Origin of the sequence: Actinomadura macra NBRC 14102 (assembly GCF_001552215.1) — a bacterium.
Classification (GTDB): Bacteria; Actinomycetota; Actinomycetes; order Streptosporangiales; family Streptosporangiaceae; genus Spirillospora; species Spirillospora macra.
Genome location: NZ_BCQT01000010.1, coordinates 169283 through 185051, shown reverse-complemented (window position 1 = coordinate 185051; position 15769 = coordinate 169283). Strand labels below are relative to the sequence as shown.

The window sequence follows — 15769 nt, the reverse complement described above, 5'->3', positions numbered from 1 at the left end:
CGAGCCCCTCCCCAGGGCAACGGCACCGTCACGGGTCGGGGAGATGAGACGCTGTGGTCATGGCCAAGGGAACGATCCGCTACTGGGCGGCCGCAAAGTCCGCGGCGGGGACCGACGAGGAGCCGTACGACGCGGCGACGCTGGCGGAGGCGATGGAGGCCGCCCTCGCGCGGGACGGGCGGGGCGGCGAGTTCCGGCGCGTCGTCGGCCGCAGCTCGTTCCTCGTGGACGGTGATCCGGTCGGTGCCCGGCCGCACGCGTCGATCATCCTGCCGGAGGACGGTGTCGTGGAGGTGCTGCCGCCCTTCGCGGGCGGCTGATCCATCTGGCCGGGGCCGGACGGGCCGTCCGCGGGTCATGCCCCGAACCTACGAGCGTCCGCGGCGATCTCATTCCATGGCGCGACCCGTTACGGGCGGTTCGCGGACTATGGTGTGGCCGGTCGCGTGCCGTCGCCTGGAGGAGAGAGATGCGGAAAGTCCTGCTGGTACTGCTGATCCTGGTGGCCGGTGGTCTGATAGCGGCGGACCGGCTCGGCGTCCGCGTCGCGCAGAACGAGATCGGCAAGCAGGTGGCCGCACAGTACAGCCTCCAGGAGCGGCCAGATGTGACGATCCACGGCATCCCGTTCCTGACGCAGGCCGTCGGCGGCGAGTACGACCACATCGACGTGAAGATCGGCGACTGGACGGATCAGGGCATCACCGTCACCGACGTCCGCGTCGACATGCGCGGGGTGAAGGCGCCGCTGTCGGACGTGACCTCGGGCGATGCGGCCAACGTCACCGCCCGCACGGCGACCGCGTCCGCCATCGTCCCCTACGACGCGATCCAGAAGCGGGCGCCGAAGCAGGTCAAGAGCATCGCGCCGAAGGGCGACAACCTCGCCGTCGAGCTGACCGGGACGGTGCTTGGCGTCCCCCTGTCCGGCAGCGCGGTCGTCGCCGTCAAGCCCACCGGCAAGGGAATCGCCGTCACGCCGCTGTCGGTCGGGTCGACCGGCGCCCCGCAGATGCCGGTGGCCCTGGTGCGGCGGCAGCTGACCTGGCTGGTCCCGGTGGCGGACCTGCCCGTCGGCACCCGGATCAGCAAGATCGAACCCACCGAGGCGGGGCTGCGCGTCTCGGCGACGGCGACGAACGTCCGGCTGAACGACCTGGAGCAGCGGCAACCGAAATAACCTGCGTCTCCTTGTGAACCGGTCCGCGCAGGCGTACGTGTGAGAAGTGTGGGTCCAACCGCGGATGAGGGTTTGCTGCGCGCCTTGTACAGCGAGCATGGCGGTCCCCTCCTCGGTTACGTTCTGCGGCTGACGGGTGGGGACCGAACCCAGGCAGAGGATGTGGTGCAAGAGACGCTCCTACGCGCCTGGAAGCACCCTGAGGCGCTCGCAGGGCGTCCGGTACGGCCGTGGCTGTTCACGGTCGCGCGCAACCTTGTAGTGGACGCACATCGCGCCAAGCGCGCGCGGCCGCCCGAGACCGGCATCGACGAGCAGGTCATCATGACCGCGTCCGGCTCGGACGACATCGACCGGGCTCTGGAATCCTGGACGGTGGCCGAGGCGCTCGCCCAGCTGACACCATCGCACCGGGCCGTCCTGGTGGAGACCTACTACCGGGGCCGCTCGGTGGCCGAGGCCGCGAAGACGCTGGGCATCCCACCCGGCACGGTGAAGTCCCGCACCTACTACGCGTTGCGGGCGCTCAAGCTCGCGTTGGAGGAGCGGGGGTTGGCGCCATGAACGATTGCACGGACGTGCGCACCTCGCTGGGGGTGTACGTGCTCGGCGCGATCGAGCCCGGTGAGCGGAGCCGGCTGGAGGCCCATCTGGAGGGCTGCCCGTCCTGCCGGGACGAGCTCGCCGGGCTGGCCGCCCTGCCCGCGCTGCTTGGGCGGGTCGACGAGGCGCAGCTCAGCGAGGTCGCCGGTCCGCCGCCCGAACTCCTGGACGGGCTGCTCGCACGCGCGGCCGAGCGGCGCCGGGGATGGCTCGGGCCGCTGCGCCGACCGGCCGGTGGCCGCGGGCGGGCCTGGGCTCCGCTGGCCGCCGCGGCCTGCCTGCTGCTCGTCGTCGGCATGCTGTTCGGCGGGCTGCTGTTCTCCTCGGACGGGAGCGACCGTGCCACGCCGTCTCCCGCGACGTCCTCACCCGCGCCGACGGGCACGGCGGAGCGGATCACGGCGGAGAATCCCCGGAACGACATCAAGGGCTTCGTGATCCTCCGCAACAAGAAGTGGGGCACCGAGGTGGAACTACACCTGTCGGGCGTCCCGAAGGGGTCACGGTGCCGGCTGCTGGTGATCGCCAGGAACGGGCAGCGGGACGCGCTCGGCAGCTGGTACGTCCCCTATGACAAGGGCTACGGCGAGTACCGCGGATCCACGATGTTCCCCCGCGGGCAGCTGTTCTCCTTCGAGGTCGTCGGCCTGGACGGGGCGCCGCTGCTCACGATCCCCACCTGACCGCGCCCCGCCTCGGGTTCGGCCCTGCGGTTCCGAAAGGCGGGTTCCGTCCCGCTCCGCCGCAGGGTTCCGGAAGAATCCGGGGTGTGCTCGGGTTGTCACCTTCGATGGAAGGCGCAGTGATCGCGGTGGCGGTGCTCGCCGCGGCCACCGTGTTCGGCTTGGTCAGGCGGCGCCGCGACGGAGTCCTGCGCGCCCGGAGGGAGGACGGCGTGACCGAGATCCTCGGGCCGGGTGAATTGGGCGCCGACCTCGGTGACAGGGCCACCCTCCTCCAGTTCTCCAGCGCGTTCTGCGCCCCGTGCCGCGCGACCCGGCGCGTCCTCGGCGACGTGGCCGGCATGGTGGACGGGGTCGTGCACATCGAGCTGGACGCCGAGGCGCACCTGGATCTCGTCCGCAGGCTGAACATCGTCCGCACCCCGACCGTCCTCGTCCTGGACGCCGCCGGACGAGTCGTGCAGCGCGCCGCCGGCGCCCCCCGCAAGGCCGACGTGATCGCGGCTCTGGGAACCGCTCTTCCCTGAGTTGACCTTGCTGACCTGCGGGAAGAGGAATGTCACTGTCTCGCAAGGCGAGATGGATGTGACAGCGCGTGGATTGTCGGCTTACCATCGTGTCCGTGCGTTACTGGACAGAGCAGATGCTCACGAAGCGCCGCGCGGTGGACTTCTGCCGCCTGGCCGCCTCGCTCTGTCGTATGGCCTGAGGCATCGAGCCCTTCCGCCCCCGAGCAGCCCTTTTCCAGCTCGTACGCACGCTTCCTCCACTCTGGAGCACCCCGATGCAGGTTGATCCGCGTGGGCAGCGCTTCATCGCAGCCGTCACGACGGTGGTACTCATCACAGTTCTGGTGTTGGGGAGCGGGGCACTGCTCGCCGCCCAGGCCGTCGCGTTCGCCGTCGCGACCGTCTTCGGCCTCCGGTACGCCCCGTACGCACTGGTCTTCAGAGTGCTCGTCCGCCCCCGGCTCGCTCCTCCCAGGGAACTGGAGGACGAGGCCCCACCCCGCTTCGCGCAGGGTGTCGGGCTCGTCTTCGCCCTGGTCGGAACGGTCGGGTATGCGACAGGGAGCACCTGGCTCGGTATCGGTGCCACCGCCCTCGCGCTGGCGGCGGCGTTCCTGAACGCGGCGTTCGGGTTCTGCCTCGGCTGCGAGATGTATCTACTCACCCGGCGCGTTCGGGTCGGGGGACGAAGGGGGACGTCCCCTCTGGAGAAGTACTGATTCACCACCGCGAAGTTTCGCTCCGACAGGGAGGTTCCCGCATGAGCCGCTCCGACGTCCTGGTGGACGCCGATTGGGTGGAGTCCAACCTGGACTCGCCCGGCCTCGTTCTCGTCGAGGTCGACGAGGACGTGTCCGCCTATGACAAGGGCCACATCCGTGGCGCGGTCAAGATCGACTGGAAGACGGAGCTGCAGGACCCGGTCCGCCGCGACTTCGTCGACAAGACCGGTTTCGAGCAGCTCCTGTCCGCCAAGGGCATCGCCAACGACGACCTGGTGATCCTCTACGGCGGCAACAACAACTGGTTCGCCGCGTACGCGTACTGGTACTTCAAGCTGTACGGCCACGACAAGGTACAGCTCCTCGACGGCGGCCGCAAGAAGTGGGAGCTGGACTCCCGCGAGCTGGTCACCGACGTACCGTCGCGTCCTACCACGCAGTACACGGCCCAGGAGCAGGACCTTTCGATCCGCGCCTTCCGCGAGGAGGTCGTGGACGCGATCGGCAGCAAGAACCTGATCGACGTCCGCTCGCCGGACGAGTTCAGCGGCAAGCTGCTCGCCCCGGCGCACCTGCCGCAGGAGCAGGCGCAGCGCGCCGGGCACGTGCCCACCGCGCGCAGCATCCCCTGGTCGAAGGCGGCCAACGACGACGGCACGTTCAAGTCCGACGACGAGCTCCGCGAGATCTACGGCGAGGCCGGCGTCGACCTCAGCAAGTCGACGATCGCCTACTGCCGCATCGGTGAGCGTTCGTCCCACACCTGGTTCGCACTGCGTGAGCTGCTCGGCCTCCCGGACGTCAAGAACTACGACGGTTCCTGGACCGAGTACGGCTCGCTCGTCGGCGTCCCGATCGAACTCGGCGAGCCGAAGTAATCGTCCCCACCTCGACCCTTCCCGTGTGCACGGAGATGGAGGAGCAATGACCCAGGGCTGCGCAGCGCCCGCGCAGACGGCGCACCTTCCGGCGACCGTCGACCTCGACAACGAAGCCGTGATCCAGGGGACCGTCACCCGTGACGGCGCCCCGGTGTCCAGCGCCTACGCCCGCCTTCTCGACTCGACCGGCGAGTTCACCGCCGAAGTGGTCACCGGCGAGGAAGGCGTGTTCCGGTTCTTCGCCGCAGACGGCGACTGGACCGTGCGCGTCCTCGCCGCGGGCGGCGTGAGCGTCGACAACAGCGTCACGGCCAAGACCGGCGAAGTCGCCGGGCTCGAGGTCGCGATCTGAGCAGAGCCTTCGCGGGCCGATCGTCGGACCCCGCCGTCCCGGTTTACGGGACGGCGGGGTCCGTCGTTACGGGACGGGCCGGGGGCGCGCTGGATAGCATCAGCGCGATGTCCGTCCGGTTCGTCCCCTCCGCCCGCTCGCCGCTGATCCTGCCCTGGGCCGCGCTCAGGCTCGCGGCGCGGTTCGTCCTGCCCCTGACCCTGTGGTTCACGCTGGGGGAGTTGCTGCGGTACGGGGCGATGTACGGCGGTTACCGGCTCGGCGTCATGAAGGGCACGGCGGCGGCCGTCGCGCCGCTGCTCACCGTCGGCGTCCTCGTGATGATCACCCTCGCGGTCGCGGTCGCGATGGTGCACTGCCTGCGCGAGGGCCTGGACGTGGTGCACGCGCGCGAGGCGGACGGCGACCTGACCCCCTGGGCGGTCGGGAACGAGGAATCGGTCCTCGGCGCCGCCGGGCGCGCCGCCCTCCCCTTCGTGATCTTCTATCTGGGCTGGGGCCTACAGGGCGAGGACGCCCGCGAGTTCGCCGGCCAGGCCACCAGCCGCGGCTTCGCCGAGGGCGGGTTCGAGGGCCAGCTCAAGGGCCTCGGCATGCTCGTCTCGCTGGAGAAGCACGTCCCGCTGGCGATCGGGCTCACCGCCGGGTTCTTCACCGTCCGATTCCTGGTGGAATGGCTGTTGGCGGAGCGGATACCGCGCTCCGCCGGCGCCCTCGCCGCCTTCCTTGAGATCAACTTCGCGCTGTTCGCCATCTTCACGATCGACCACCTGCGCGGCGAGGGCGTGGACTGGTTCGCCCGGCGGCAGGCATGGACCTGGGTGACCGACGTGGCCGGCCCCGTCCTGGACCTGTGGCCGCCGTTCAAGGACGCGGTGCTCGGCGCCCTGATCTGGCTGGTCATTGCCGGGGTGATCCTCGGCCTGGACGCGCGGGACGAGCAGGTCGTGCTCGGCCGCGGCCGGGCGGCGGACCGGCTGGCGCGCGCCGGCGGGCTCGACCGGGTGAACAGCCCGCGCGAGATCCTCACCCGCGGCTTCCGCGAGATGTGGCTGCCCGCCTGGTACGGGCTGCGGCTCGTCCGCCGGTCGGGCATTCTGCCGTTCGCGACGTTCTGCCTGCTGTTCACCGGCCTGGACGTGGCCGAGGATGCCTCCCGCCGGCTCGTCTACGAGTTGCTCGGCCCGCACGAGGTGACCTGGTGGATCCCGCGGATGCCGTTCGTCGCGTACGGGACGGGGCTGCTCTTCCAGATCCTGCGGATCTGTCTGGTCGCGGCGGCGTTCAACCTCGTCATGGCCCGCGTCACGGCACGAACCGCAGCAAAGGCAACGGACCCTTCCCCCGCGAGTACGCCGGAGGGCGCACCTCCAGCACCAGCGAATCGGCCTTGGCTCGGGGCACCGTCCCCCTGACGGTCAGCCGCATCGCGACGCCCTGCCGCGGCGCACCGAGGGTCAGCCCGGACGCCGACCACACGCGCCGCTCGCCGCCGCCCTCCCGAAGGCGGTAGACGATCCCGTACGAACCGACCGTCTTGGCCCCCGCGGCGTCCAGCGGACGGACGGCGAGCGTGAGCCGCAGCTCGACCACGTCCGCGGAGGAGTTCGGGGGGGTGCCCGTGGTGAGGGGGGCCGTGGCCCGCCGGTCGACGACCTTCCACTGCGCGCCGCCGAGCACGCCGATCGCCCCACGCGGGACCGTGGTCACCTTCTCCTCCGGCTTGAGGTTGCTGTGCACGTTGTGCGTCTCGTCCACCCATTGCAGGACGAGGAGGACGGGCAGCAGGGTGGCGAGCGCGATCGCCTGGACGACGCGCCGATCGCGCGGCCGCATCCGGGACGGCCGGGGCGCCGGCGGATCGGGACGCGTCCGCGTGGGGTCCTCGCTCATGGGCGGGACCGCACGTCGTAGCGGTCGGTCGCGGTGCGGATCAGCTCGGCCGCGCGGGTCTCGCTGAGACCGAGGTCGATGTCGGCCGCGGCGGACAGCTGGGGCAGCAGCCCGCCGGTCCCCACGACCAGATGGGCCCCGGCGACCCGCTCCCTGGGCAGCTCGAACACGAACACGGTCGGGGTCCAGATCATCGGCTGGAACTCCGGCTGGACGACGTCGCCGGCGTCCGTCCGCGGCCCGGCTCGGAACACCAGGCCCCCGGAGGTCTCCAGCTCGGCGGACGCCAGCTTCAGTGGCGCGCGTCTGGTCGTCGCCCGCAGCCGCACCACCAGGTAGACGCCCTCCGATCCCACCGGCGGAGGGTCGCCCAGGGACAGGCTCGGCGCGAGCGACCGCGCGGCCTCCACCCGCTCGACGCGCACGCTGAACTCGTGGTTGCCGACCTCCTGCCCGATCCTGCCGCTGCTGCGGATCGGTTCGAGTTCCCTGGCCTCGACCTTCGGTTCGAGGGAATGCAGCCACATCGCGCCGGCCAGCAGGATCGTCCCGCCGGCCCCGGCGCCGCCCTGCATGAGCAGCCTGCGGATGTTCATCGCCGACCCGTCGGCTTCGGTGTGATCCTTGGCCGGGTCCTGGGCGTGGCACTCCGTGTCGGACGGGGCGTCACGCTCGGGCGGGGCGTCACGCTCGGGCGGGCGGGGGCGGCGACGGGCAAGGTCAGCCGCCCGGCGAACGAGCCGTCCTCCAGATCGACCTGCCAGCGGAAGCTGCTGTCGGTGAAGCCGTGACCGTACTCCCACCTGCGCAGGCCCACGACGAACTGGCGTGGCGCGTCCGCCGGGCCCATCTTCCACATCGCCGACGCCTCCACCGGCAGCCCCGGCTGCGTCGTGGCGGTCTTCGCGCCCCCGGCAATGCCCTCCATCTGGTCGGGTTTGACCCACTTGCCCGTCCTGGTGCGGGCGGCGATGCCGTCCGTCAGCCCGCCGATCCCGAGCGAGACGGTCTCCTTGCCCTGGTTGAGAACGCGGAGCCGGACGATCAGGAAGCGCTGCCGCCCGGTGCCGAAGTCCGCGGCGGCCCTGCCGACCCGTGCGTCCCGCACGACGACGCTGAACAGGCCGAGGTCGACGGCCTGCCCGGACGCCTTCGCCGGTTCCCGCGGCGTCTCGGCGAACCCTCCCGTGACCCACAGCACCGGCACCAGCACGGCCACCGTGCTCAGCACACACGCCGGCACCAGCCAGCGCCTCGGCGCGTGGCCGCCGGGGTCCGGGGGAACCGGTGCGGTGGACTGCACCCGCCGAATGGTAATACCTCTCCCGTGACGGAGATCATCGACTGCGACCGTTGTGTCGTATCGGCCGCCTCCACAACGCACACCGGCCGGTAATGTGCTTGTTGCTCATGCTCGGCCAGGCCCGGGAGGAAAAGTGCGGCGACGCAAGGCGACACTGGCGCTCACAGTGACCGCCGCGCTCGGTGGCACCCTCGTCCCGTTGCTGCACACCGCGCCCGCGCTGGCCGCCGCATGCGAGGACCCCCTCGTCTACGGCAGCCCCGCGAACCAGCTCCCGCGTCAGCTCTGGCCGCAGGAGCGCCTGAACTACGTCGACGCGTGGACGCACACCCGGGGCACGGGCGTGAAGGTCGCAATCGTCGACAGCGGCGTGGACACCAGCCACCCGCAACTGCGCGGGCACGTCGCGTCCTACGACGTCACCAAGGGCGGCCTGCAGGACTGCGTGGGCCACGGCACCCAGGTCGCCGGCATCATCGGCGGCCGGGACATGCGCGCCCAGGGCATCTCGTTCGTCGGCGTCGCGCCCGAGGCCCAGCTCATCTCGGTGAAGATGGCCACCAAGGCCCAGGGCAACGACTCGCGCTGGGCCCCGCTCGCCATCCGCAAGGCGGTCGACCTCGGCGCCAAGGTCATCAACATCTCGTCCCAGTCACCCGATCTACCCGAGCTGCGGAGCGCCGTCCACTACGCCCAGCAGCGTGACGTGGTGATCGTGTCGGTGGCGGGCAACCTCACCGACCAGACGAAGCAGACCCCGCAGAAGGCGTTCCCCGCCGGCTACCCGGGCGTGATCTCGGTGGGTGCCCTCTCCAAGGACGGGAAGCTCGCCGGTTTCTCCAACACGGTGACCCCGGTCACCGTGACGGCACCCGGCCAGGCGGTCATCAGCACCTGGCCGCGCAACGCCTACAAGGTCGACGACGGCACCAGCCTCGCCGCCCCCTACGTCGCCGGCACCGCCGCCCTGATCCGCTCCTTCAACCCGAAACTCACCTACCTCCAGGTCAAGGAGCGCATCGAGCAGACCGCGGACGGCGCCCAGGTGCAGGGCACCGGCTCGGGTGTGGTGAACCCCCTGCGCGCAGTGACCACCGTCTCCACCGGCGGCGCCCCTGCCGTCCTCCCCGGCGCCCAACCCGTCTCGCTCGACCAGCCGCCGCCGCAGGACGACCTGGGCAAGACCCTCGCCCTGTCCATAGCCGCCGTCGCCCTGATCGCCGCGCTCGGTGTGGGCACGGCCGCCCTGGTGATCCCCGCCGGCCGCCGCCGCAACTGGCGCCCCGGCAGCTGACCCTGGTCAATCCAGGGTATTGCGAAGATCAACGTTAGGATGTGCGCAGCACGGGATATGTGTGCAGCACAAGCTCAGGGTGGCAGGAGGATGATGAGCGCCGGACTAGGGGATCTCGAGAACATCGACCCGGACAAGGCGATCGCGGACGCGCAGCGGAAGGCCGCCAAGCTGTCCGGGATGCAGGAGGAACTGAGCACGGTCGTCGGCCGGGCGGAATCGTCGGACGGTCACGTCAAGGCCGCCTTCAGCGCCACCAGTGGGCTGACCGAGCTGGAGCTCAATCCGCGGGTCATGAAGATGGCGTCGGTGGATCTCGCCGAGAGCATCAAGAAAGTGATCCAGGAAGCCGCCCAGGACATGCAGGCGCAGTTGAACGCGCAGATGCGGAAAATGTTCGAAGGCGAGGGCGAGAATCCCATGGACTTCGTCACGGACCCGGAAAAGTCCGACGCGAAGATCAAGGAGATTCAGGACAGCCTCGGCAACGCGCTCAACGACGCGCTCACGGAAGTCGAGAAGATGCGTCGCAAGCTGGGGCTCTGACGGCCGCTCGCTCGTTCCCCTGGCCGTAGCCGAGTCAGGCCGGGAGACGGGCGGCTGCGGTCGTTATCCGTCGAGGGCGCGTACGAGGAACTGCGCCTCGGTGAGCAGAACGCGGGGCCGGTGCTTCACCTTCGCGTTCCACGTCTGAAGGAACCCCCCGTGGATCGTCCACGAGGAGGGGTAGCGAGTGTTCAAGGACGCGGTGAGCTGCGCGTTCCCGTGCGTCGCGGCCGGATCGACGGGCACCGCCCAGACGCTCACGGAGCCTCCCGCGTTGCCGGGGTAGCGGAAGATGGTCACATCGCGGCCCTGAACGTGCGCGCGGAGCACGTCCAGCGCCACGGTGTTGTCGAAGGTCTCCGGCAGCACGGGGGAGAGGCTGCGCGGCAGCCCCTCGTCCCGTTCCGCGTAGGTCAGGCCCTCGCTCGCGGCGAGTTCGGCGAAGGCGCGGGGCGAGGTGACCGCCCTGCTTCCCTTCACCGCGAACCACCCGAGGCTCACCGCCAGCCAGGCGAGACCGATGAGCAAGGCGATGAGCAGCACGCCGATGACGACGATGGCGACCAAAGCCATGATCGATCCACATCCGTTCCGCTGAGTCGGCTGATCCTTGATGCGGGACCCTCTTCCCGGTCTATCCCGGCGCCTCGGGCATCTCGACCGACGCCTGCGTGAAGTCCGGCTCGCCCACACCGAGGTTGACGAAGCTCATGCCGTAGGTGCCGCCGACCACGGCAGCGATCGTGCCGAGGAACGCGGCGACCACCGTGACGCCCGCCTTGAACGTGGCGATGGTCGGCAGGATCGCGGCGACCTTCGCGGCGACGGCCGCGTTGAAGCTGACGGCGACCGCCTGGCCGAAGGGCACGCACATGTACGCCCAGGCCACGACGGCCATGTAGAGCAGGATGATGCCGACGGCGAGCACGAGGATGTCGAGGAGGAAGTAGACCAGGGCCGCGCCGTGCATGACGGTCCCGATCATGTCGACGGAGTCCTTGAGCTTCTTGAGCTCGGACTCGTACTTGGTGACGGCCAGGTCGAAGGCGCGGCGGTCGTCGCCCGTCCAGTCGGCCTCGGGCAGCTTCTTGATCTTCTCCAGCTCGTCCTTGAAGCCGTCGAGCTTCTTGGCGACGTCCTGCCACTGGGTGCCCGCCGCGTCGATCTGCCCCGCGTTCGAAAGGGTCAGCAGAAAGGCGACGCTCAGCGGGATCCCGGCGGGCAGGATGGTGTTCGAGGCGATGGTCATGCCGAGGCCGGCGCTGTGCATCGGCAGACCGGCCGCATAGACGCTCATGGTGGTCGTTCCCGTCAGTTGGCCTGGGTTTCGGACTTGGACTCGGCGTTCTCCCAGGTTCTGGCCGTCTTATCGAGTGCGACGCGCCATGACTTTATCTGCGTCGATGCCTTCTCGATCTGCTGGGACGCCTGGTTCCCGATGACGGTGTGCGCCAAAGCGAGCGGAATACCGACGACACTGAAGCCCGGATAACCCACCCCGATACCGTCCAGCTGGGTTCTGGCCGGCTTCAGCACGCTGTCCGCAGATTTCTCGATATCGGCCCCCAGCTTCCGAAGTGCCGGGCCTTTAAATTTGATTTCCTTCTCGCTGGGGGGTGCCATACGGACTCCTCACGCGCGTGCGCAGTCAATCGTCGGGAGCGTTCCTGGGCGTAGATCATGCCACCGGGCCCGGCGGCGGAACAACCGGGCTCTACCGGCCGGCTTCCTCGTTGTGGACGGTCTGGATCAGGCGGGTGCCGGTGCGGCGGTCGATGTGGTAGCCGCGACCCGGGGGGAGCTTGTGGGGCTTGACGTTGCCGAGAAGTATGCCCTCGTCCTTGTTGCCGGACATCAGCAGCCCCGGTGAGGCCATCTCCTTGATGCGGGTGAGGGCAGGGTCGAACATGCCGCGTCCGGCGCCGCCCATGGCGCGGGCGAGGATGATGTGCAGGCCGATGTCGCGGGCCTGCGGGAGCAGCTCGACCAGCGGGCGCAGGGGGTTGTCGGACGTGGCGACCATCTCGTAGTCGTCGACGATGAGGAACAGCTCGGAGCCCGTCCACCAGGAGCGGGAGCGGAGCTGGTCGGGGGTGAGGTCGGCGGGTGGGAGGCGCTGCATCATCGCGCCGCGGATGTCGTTGACCAGGGACGTCGCGGCGGGCGCGGAGGCGCCGAAGCCGATCTGGTGCTCGGTGTTGGCGACGTCCAGCAGGGACCGGCTGTAGTCGATGAAGATGATCCGCGCCTGGTCCGGGGTGTAGCGGCTGGTGATGCCGGTGGCGATGTGCCGGAGCAGGTTGGACTTGCCGCACTCGGCGTCACCGAGCATCAGGAAGTGCGGGTCCTGCGTGAAGTCCAGGTAGACCGGCGACAGCGTGTCCTCGTCGATACCGATCGGAATGCGCATCCCGGTCTCGGCGGGGGACGGCAGCGACGACAGCGGCAGGACGTCCGGGAGCATCCGGACCTGCGGCGCGCGCTGGCCGTGCCATGCCTCGGTGATCGCCTGGCACATCTTCAGGACGCCGTCGTTCAGCGACTCGTCGGCGCCGCCGCCGTCGATGCGCGGGACGGCGGTAAGGAAGTGGAACCCGTCGCGGGACAGGCCCCGGCCGGGACGACCCTCGGGGACGTTGTCGGCGAGCTTGCGGTCGATCTCCGACTCGTACGGGTCGCCGAGCCGCAGTTCGAGCTTGGTACCGAGCAGGTCGCGGACGTTGCTGCGGAACTCCGTCCACTTGTTGGTCGAGGCGATCACGTGGATGCCGTAGCCCAGGCCGCGCGCCGCGAGCTGGGTGATGGTGTCCTGCATGGCCTCGTAGTCCTGGCGGAGCGTCAGCCAGTTGTCCACGACGAGGAACACGTCGCCGTAGCCGTCGCCGGGGTGCTCGCCGGACGCGCGCATCCGCCGGTAGGTCGCGATGCCGTCGATGCCGCGCTCGGCGAACTCCCGTTCCCGCTGCTCCAGCAGGCCGCTGACCTCGGCGACCGTCCGGCGGACCCGGTCGGCGTCCAGCCGGGTGGCGATGCCGCCGACATGGGGCAGTTCGGCCAGCGCGGCCAGCGCGCCGCCACCGAAGTCCAGGCAGTAGAACTGCACCTCGGCGGGGGTGTGGGTGAGCGCGAGCGACGCGATCAGCGTCCGGATCGTGGTGGACTTGCCGCTCTGCGGGCCGCCCGCGATGCCGACATGCCCGGCGCCGCCGGACAGCTCCAGCCAGTACGGGTCGCGGCGCTGGTGGAACGGCTTGTCGACGATGCCCGCCATCGCGTACAGCTTGCCGCGGCCCTCCCAGCCGGCCGTGGTGAGGCCGTGTTCCTGGGTGACCTGGAGTTGCGGCAGCATCTCGTTCAGCGCGGGCGGCTCGTCCAGCGGCGGCAGCCAGATCTGGTGGGCCTGCGCGCCGTGCCCGGCGAGCTGCCCGACGACCACGTCGAACAGCGACGCCTGGTTCTTGTTCTCCTCCGGCTTGGGCTCGGGCTCGGCCTGCTGCTCGATCACCTGCGGCCGGATGTAGCCCGGCAGATACGGGACGATCTGCGCGGCGATCTGGCTGCCCTGCCTGCCCTCGTCCTGCTTGGGCTGCTCGTCCACCGGGCCCGACACGTACGCGGCCTTGAACCGCACCATCGGTTCGGTGGCGAACTTCAGGTAACCGTTGCCGGGGGCCGGCGGCAGCTCGTAGGCGTCGGGCACGCCCAGCACCACCCGGGACTCCATCGCCGAGAACGTCCGCAGGCCGATCCGGTACGACAGGTGGGTGTCCAGCCCGCGGAGCTTGCCCTCCTCCAGCCGCTGCGAGGCCAGCAGAAGGTGGACGCCGAGCGAGCGGCCGAGCCGTCCGATCATGACGAACAGCTCGGCGAAGTCGGGCTTGGCGGACAGCAACTCGGAGAACTCGTCCAGGACGAGGAACAGCGTTGGCATCGGCGGCAGGTTCGCGCCGTCCAGCCGCGCCTTCTCGTAGTCGCGCAGCGAGGCGTAGTTCCCCATGGCACGCAGGTACTCCTGGCGGCGCACCATCTCACCGTGCAGCGCGTCGTACATGCGGTCGACCAGCGGCAGCTCGTCCTCCAGGTTCGTGATGACGGCCGAGACGTGCTCCAGGCCGTCCATCCCGAGGAAGGTCGCGCCGCCCTTGAAGTCGACCAGGACGAAGTTGAGGATGTCGGGCGCGTGCGTCATCGCCAGCCCGAGGACGAGCGTGCGCAGCAACTCGGACTTGCCGGACCCGGTGGCGCCGATGCACAGGCCGTGCGGTCCCATGCCGCCCTGCGCGGACTCCTTGATGTCGAGCTCGATGGGACGGCCCTCGGCGTCCAGGCCGATCGGCACCCGGAACCGGTTGCGCTGCGCGCGCGGCCGCCACACCCGCGCCGGGTCGACGGCGTAGGCGTTCTCGACGCCGAGAAGTGAGGTCAGCGTCATGTTGCCCGACAGCACGTCCTCTTCTTCGGTCGTGTCGTTCGCGCTCGTCCGGAAGGGGGAGATCTGACGGGCGAGGCTCTCGGCCTGCGGAATGCCCGCCTTGTCGGGTGCGCCGATCGAGGTCGGGACGTCCTTGCCCGCCCGGTCCTTGCGCAGCATGTGGACGCGGTCGGCGGTGACGTTCAGCCGCAGCGTCCCGGCCTCGGTGGTGTAGCCGACGGTCTGCGCGAGGTCGATCACGCAGACGCCCTCGATGCCGTCGGCGGCGATCTGCGAGTCGTAGGACGCCATGCCGCCGTCCACCACGATCACGTGCAGGGGCAGGTCGCTGGACGGGCGTCCGGCCACGAACCGGGCGCGGTCCTTGATCTCCTGGCCGAGCAGCACCTCCAGCTCCGTCATCGTCGGCGCGATCAGCCGGACCTGCCCGGCGGCGTCGTGCTCGGTGGGGTGCAGGGCGTGCGGCAGCCACTTCAGCCAATCCCAGTTCGGCAGCCGTTCCTGCGACGTGCAGACGCTGACGCGCACGTCATCGGGGGAGTGGAAGGAGGCGATCTGCATCAGCATCGCGCGCAGCATCCCCCGCGACGCGTCCACATCCCCGGACAGGAAGATGCGCGAGAACGACCGCAGGTTGATCGCAACCGGCAACGCGGGAACGGTCGAATGCGTCCGCATGAACCGCCGCAGCGCCCCCGCGCTCATCGGTTCGAGGTCCTCGATCGGCTTGGTCTCCGGCGCGATCAGCTGGACGGCCAGCTTCTGCGGCCCGGCACCCACCCGAACCTGCGCGAAGTCGGCATCGTCCGGGCGCCGCTCCCACAGCCGCGAGCTCATCACGATGGACCACAGCCGCGCCGGATCGGGGTTGTACCACTCCAGCGCCTCGCGCTGCTGCGCGGCGGCCTTGCGGACCTTCGCCCGGACCTGCCCGAGGTAGCGCAGGTAGTCGCGCCGCTCACCGTTCAGCTTGGACTTGCGCTCGCCGCTGCGCTGCCCGACCTGGCTGAACATCATGCCGAACATCGACAGGCCCATCATCCCGCCCGCCACCATCTGCAGCGGGTTGGAGTTGGGGTTCAGGAACATGAACGCCATCGCGCCCGAGCCCGCGGCCATGGGCAGGAACGTCAGCACATTGCGGAAACCGTCGGTGACGACCTCCGGCAACTCCGGCGGCGACTCCAGCAGGACCTCGCCCCGTGGCATCTCCGGCGGCTTGCGCCGTTCCTTCCGCCGGACCAGTACGGTGCTCACTGGCAGGGCTCCCCTCGTGGACGTCAGGCGTCGCGACCCGTCATCATACGGGTCATACGCCCCCGCACACCCGTGATCATCATCCTGTACGGCCGAGACGCCGTACACCCGATT

Annotated in this window: 19 protein-coding genes; 12 read left to right on the top strand and 7 right to left on the bottom strand. The window is 70.0% G+C overall.

The window, feature by feature from the left end; genetic code table 11:
* Nucleotides 1–59: 59 nt before the first annotated feature.
* The 10 genes from AMA02S_RS17580 to AMA02S_RS17540 all read left to right on the top strand — a co-directional run bounded on the left by AMA02S_RS17580 (nucleotide 60) and on the right by AMA02S_RS17540 (nucleotide 6345).
* Nucleotides 60–320: a MoaD/ThiS family protein gene (locus AMA02S_RS17580; protein ID WP_067460815.1), complete on the top strand. Its 261-nt coding sequence runs from the start codon at nucleotides 60–62 to the stop codon at nucleotides 318–320.
* A 149-nt stretch (nucleotides 321–469) separates the two neighbouring features.
* Entirely contained in the window at nucleotides 470–1180 is a 711-nt protein-coding gene (locus AMA02S_RS17575; protein WP_067459622.1) for an LmeA family phospholipid-binding protein, read from the top strand.
* A gap of 39 nt (nucleotides 1181–1219) precedes the next feature.
* Nucleotides 1220–1744 carry a sigma-70 family RNA polymerase sigma factor gene (locus AMA02S_RS17570; protein ID WP_067459619.1) on the top strand — a complete coding sequence of 175 codons (525 nt, stop codon included), beginning with the start codon at nucleotides 1220–1222 and terminating at the stop codon, nucleotides 1742–1744.
* Entirely contained in the window at nucleotides 1741–2466 is a 726-nt protein-coding gene (locus AMA02S_RS17565; protein WP_067459616.1) for a zf-HC2 domain-containing protein, read from the top strand. Before AMA02S_RS17570 ends, AMA02S_RS17565 begins: the two co-directional genes overlap by 4 nt.
* Nucleotides 2467–2573: 107 nt before the next feature.
* Nucleotides 2574–2993 (top strand): TlpA family protein disulfide reductase, encoded by a 420-nt coding sequence (locus AMA02S_RS17560; RefSeq protein ID WP_067459612.1) that lies wholly within the window; start codon nucleotides 2574–2576, stop codon nucleotides 2991–2993.
* Nucleotides 2994–3109: 116 nt separating this feature from the next.
* Nucleotides 3110–3175 (top strand): putative leader peptide, encoded by a 66-nt coding sequence (locus AMA02S_RS45020; RefSeq protein WP_360610734.1) that lies wholly within the window; start codon nucleotides 3110–3112, stop codon nucleotides 3173–3175.
* A gap of 75 nt (nucleotides 3176–3250) precedes the next feature.
* Complete coding sequence (locus AMA02S_RS17555; RefSeq protein ID WP_067459609.1) at nucleotides 3251–3694, top strand: DUF4395 domain-containing protein; 444 nt, start codon at nucleotides 3251–3253, stop codon at nucleotides 3692–3694.
* Between the two features lie 41 nt (nucleotides 3695–3735).
* Nucleotides 3736–4575: a sulfurtransferase gene (locus AMA02S_RS17550; RefSeq protein WP_067459606.1), complete on the top strand. Its 840-nt coding sequence runs from the start codon at nucleotides 3736–3738 to the stop codon at nucleotides 4573–4575.
* Nucleotides 4576–4621: 46 nt separating this feature from the next.
* Nucleotides 4622–4930 carry a DUF1416 domain-containing protein gene (locus tag AMA02S_RS17545; protein WP_067459603.1) on the top strand — a complete coding sequence of 103 codons (309 nt, stop codon included), beginning with the start codon at nucleotides 4622–4624 and terminating at the stop codon, nucleotides 4928–4930.
* Between the two features lie 107 nt (nucleotides 4931–5037).
* The gene (locus AMA02S_RS17540; RefSeq protein WP_067459600.1) at nucleotides 5038–6345 is read left to right on the top strand and encodes a hypothetical protein; all 1308 of its coding nucleotides are present in this window, start codon (nucleotides 5038–5040) and stop codon (nucleotides 6343–6345) included.
* On the opposite strand, the gene AMA02S_RS17535 is transcribed toward AMA02S_RS17540, so the two are convergent.
* From AMA02S_RS17535 to AMA02S_RS17525, 3 genes are read right to left on the bottom strand one after another with little or no spacing between them, the layout of a single operon-like run.
* Nucleotides 6236–6823 carry a hypothetical protein gene (locus AMA02S_RS17535; protein ID WP_067459597.1) on the bottom strand — a complete coding sequence of 196 codons (588 nt, stop codon included), beginning with the start codon at nucleotides 6821–6823 and terminating at the stop codon, nucleotides 6236–6238. The genes AMA02S_RS17540 and AMA02S_RS17535 overlap by 110 nt on opposite strands.
* A complete protein-coding gene (locus tag AMA02S_RS17530; RefSeq protein ID WP_067459595.1) occupies nucleotides 6820–7419 on the bottom strand; it encodes a hypothetical protein in 600 nt (199 codons plus the stop codon). The genes AMA02S_RS17535 and AMA02S_RS17530 overlap by 4 nt, the downstream gene beginning before the upstream one ends.
* Nucleotides 7416–8126: a hypothetical protein gene (locus AMA02S_RS17525; protein ID WP_067459592.1), complete on the bottom strand. Its 711-nt coding sequence runs from the start codon at nucleotides 8124–8126 to the stop codon at nucleotides 7416–7418. The genes AMA02S_RS17530 and AMA02S_RS17525 overlap by 4 nt, the downstream gene beginning before the upstream one ends.
* A gap of 133 nt (nucleotides 8127–8259) precedes the next feature.
* On the opposite strand from AMA02S_RS17525, the gene AMA02S_RS17520 reads away from it, so the two are divergent.
* A complete protein-coding gene (locus AMA02S_RS17520; protein ID WP_067459589.1) occupies nucleotides 8260–9420 on the top strand; it encodes a S8 family peptidase in 1161 nt (386 codons plus the stop codon).
* Nucleotides 9421–9510: 90 nt separating this feature from the next.
* Nucleotides 9511–9966 carry a YbaB/EbfC family nucleoid-associated protein gene (locus AMA02S_RS17515; RefSeq protein ID WP_169806839.1) on the top strand — a complete coding sequence of 152 codons (456 nt, stop codon included), beginning with the start codon at nucleotides 9511–9513 and terminating at the stop codon, nucleotides 9964–9966.
* 63 nt (nucleotides 9967–10029) lie between these two features.
* Here the strand turns inward: AMA02S_RS17515 and AMA02S_RS17510 are convergent, their stop codons facing one another.
* The 4 genes from AMA02S_RS17510 to eccCa form a co-directional block, all read right to left on the bottom strand.
* On the bottom strand, nucleotides 10030–10539 hold the full coding sequence (locus AMA02S_RS17510; RefSeq protein WP_067459585.1) for a hypothetical protein: 510 nt from the start codon (nucleotides 10537–10539) through the stop codon (nucleotides 10030–10032).
* Nucleotides 10540–10600: 61 nt separating this feature from the next.
* Nucleotides 10601–11263 (bottom strand): WXG100 family type VII secretion target, encoded by a 663-nt coding sequence (locus tag AMA02S_RS17505; protein WP_067459583.1) that lies wholly within the window; start codon nucleotides 11261–11263, stop codon nucleotides 10601–10603.
* 14 nt (nucleotides 11264–11277) lie between these two features.
* Nucleotides 11278–11589: a hypothetical protein gene (locus tag AMA02S_RS17500; RefSeq protein ID WP_067459581.1), complete on the bottom strand. Its 312-nt coding sequence runs from the start codon at nucleotides 11587–11589 to the stop codon at nucleotides 11278–11280.
* A 91-nt stretch (nucleotides 11590–11680) separates the two neighbouring features.
* A complete protein-coding gene (eccCa, locus tag AMA02S_RS17495) occupies nucleotides 11681–15655 on the bottom strand; it encodes a type VII secretion protein EccCa (RefSeq protein WP_067459578.1) in 3975 nt (1324 codons plus the stop codon).
* Nucleotides 15656–15769: the final 114 nt, after the last annotated feature.

What these genes read in the sequence shown, in the direction of transcription:
- AMA02S_RS17580 (WP_067460815.1), top strand. Translation starts at nt 60, where the DNA reads ATGGCCAAGGGAACGATCCGCTACTGGGCGGCCGCAAAGTCCGCGGCG.
- AMA02S_RS17575 (WP_067459622.1), top strand. Translation starts at nt 470, where the DNA reads ATGCGGAAAGTCCTGCTGGTACTGCTGATCCTGGTGGCCGGTGGTCTG.
- AMA02S_RS17565 (WP_067459616.1), top strand. Translation starts at nt 1,741, where the DNA reads ATGAACGATTGCACGGACGTGCGCACCTCGCTGGGGGTGTACGTGCTC.
- AMA02S_RS17560 (WP_067459612.1), top strand. Translation starts at nt 2,574, where the DNA reads ATGGAAGGCGCAGTGATCGCGGTGGCGGTGCTCGCCGCGGCCACCGTG.
- AMA02S_RS17555 (WP_067459609.1), top strand. Translation starts at nt 3,251, where the DNA reads ATGCAGGTTGATCCGCGTGGGCAGCGCTTCATCGCAGCCGTCACGACG.
- AMA02S_RS17550 (WP_067459606.1), top strand. Translation starts at nt 3,736, where the DNA reads ATGAGCCGCTCCGACGTCCTGGTGGACGCCGATTGGGTGGAGTCCAAC.
- AMA02S_RS17545 (WP_067459603.1), top strand. Translation starts at nt 4,622, where the DNA reads ATGACCCAGGGCTGCGCAGCGCCCGCGCAGACGGCGCACCTTCCGGCG.
- AMA02S_RS17540 (WP_067459600.1), top strand. Translation starts at nt 5,038, where the DNA reads ATGTCCGTCCGGTTCGTCCCCTCCGCCCGCTCGCCGCTGATCCTGCCC.
- AMA02S_RS17535 (WP_067459597.1), bottom strand. Translation starts at nt 6,823, where the DNA reads ATGAGCGAGGACCCCACGCGGACGCGTCCCGATCCGCCGGCGCCCCGG.
- AMA02S_RS17530 (WP_067459595.1), bottom strand. Translation starts at nt 7,419, where the DNA reads ATGAACATCCGCAGGCTGCTCATGCAGGGCGGCGCCGGGGCCGGCGGG.
- AMA02S_RS17515 (WP_169806839.1), top strand. Translation starts at nt 9,511, where the DNA reads ATGATGAGCGCCGGACTAGGGGATCTCGAGAACATCGACCCGGACAAG.
- AMA02S_RS17510 (WP_067459585.1), bottom strand. Translation starts at nt 10,539, where the DNA reads ATGGCTTTGGTCGCCATCGTCGTCATCGGCGTGCTGCTCATCGCCTTG.
- AMA02S_RS17505 (WP_067459583.1), bottom strand. Translation starts at nt 11,263, where the DNA reads ATGAGCGTCTATGCGGCCGGTCTGCCGATGCACAGCGCCGGCCTCGGC.
- AMA02S_RS17500 (WP_067459581.1), bottom strand. Translation starts at nt 11,589, where the DNA reads ATGGCACCCCCCAGCGAGAAGGAAATCAAATTTAAAGGCCCGGCACTT.